Here is a 1,257-nt window from a genome sequence, read left to right as displayed (position 1 = left end):
CAGGGAGAGGGGCTGGGGGTGAGGGTGGATCCCTCAGGGAGAGGGGCTGGGGGTGAGGGTGGATCCCTCAGGGAGAGAGGCCGTGGGTGAGGATCTCAGGGAGAGGGGCTGGGGGTGAGGGATCAAGTATTGAAATAGCGGGCCGCCGGGTGGTAGGCGACGATGGCAGTGGTGGACTGTTCCGGATCCAACTGGTCGCTGTCGTCCATGGTCAGGCCGATGCGCTCGGCCCGGAGCAGCTCCAACAAAACCCGCTGATCGGCGATGTTGGGGCAGGCAGGATAGCCGAAGCTGTAGCGGGAGCCGCGGTAGCCCTGGTGCAGGATCTGGCGGATGTCAGGGCTGTCCTCGCCGCCAAAGCCCAGCTCCCGTCGGATGCGGGCGTGGCACCACTCTGCTAAGGCTTCTGCCAGGGTGACGGCCAGGCCGTGGAAGTAGAGGTAGTCGGTGTACTGGCCTTCGGCAAACAGGCGCTGGGCGTAGGCCGTGGCCTCTGGCCCCACTGTAACTGCCTGCATGGGGAAAACGTCCACCAGGCCGGTGGAGCGATCGGCGAAGAAGTCGGCAATGCAGAGGCGCTGGCCGGTTTTTTGGCGGGGGAAGGTGAAGCGGGCCAGCTCCCGCACCTGGGGAGAAAGCTGGGGGCGCTCGACGGTGGGCAGTTGGAAGTAGGTGGTGGAGCCGGGCTCCAGGGCAAACAGCTCGGGGAAGCTGGCCGGGTCGAAGAGGATTAACGTATTCCCTTCCGCCTGCGCCGGGAAGTAGCCATAGACCACCTGCGGGTGCAGCAGGTCTTCGCTCAGGATCCGCTCCTTCCAACGCTCGATCACCGGCTCCACCTGGGTGGCGAGAAACTGGGCAAACTCCTCCGCCGACTGGTCGCGCGGCTTGCGGATCTGCCACTGGCCGGCCACCAGGGCCTGCTTGTCGATATAGAAGAAGACTTCCGGCCAGGGGATCTGATCTGAGGCGAGAACTTTGGATCCCCAGAAGGGGGGGATGGGCCGCTCGGTATCCAGGGTAACCGCCTCGGAACGACGGGTGTCTGCCCCACCATCGCCAGCCGAGACCGCAAGGGCAGGAGCAGCACCCACAGTGGTCTCCGGGGGAGGCAGGGTGGGATCCATTTCCTCCACGGCTGCCGCAGCTCTCCCCTGGCCGTTGGCAGAGCGGGATCCCAGCTCCAAGTCATCCAGAAAACCCAGCCGGTCATCCCAGCGCCCGGCGGCCTTGGCCTGCATCAGCCGATCCATAAAG

At 65.5% G+C, this 1,257-nt stretch carries 1 protein-coding gene; it reads right to left on the bottom strand.

Features of this window, described 5'->3' with window-relative positions:
* Positions 1–122: 122 nt before the first annotated feature.
* A partial coding sequence (locus NW857_RS13010; protein WP_414369210.1) for a vitamin B12 dependent-methionine synthase activation domain-containing protein occupies positions 123–1,257 on the bottom strand: 1,135 nt, incomplete at its 5' end.

This window comes from Synechococcus sp. H55.9, from assembly GCF_047462355.1.
GTDB lineage: Bacteria > Cyanobacteriota > Cyanobacteriia > Thermostichales > Thermostichaceae > Thermostichus.
Note: the sequence above shows the minus strand (reverse complement) of the source record. Positions and strands in the feature narration are given on the sequence as shown.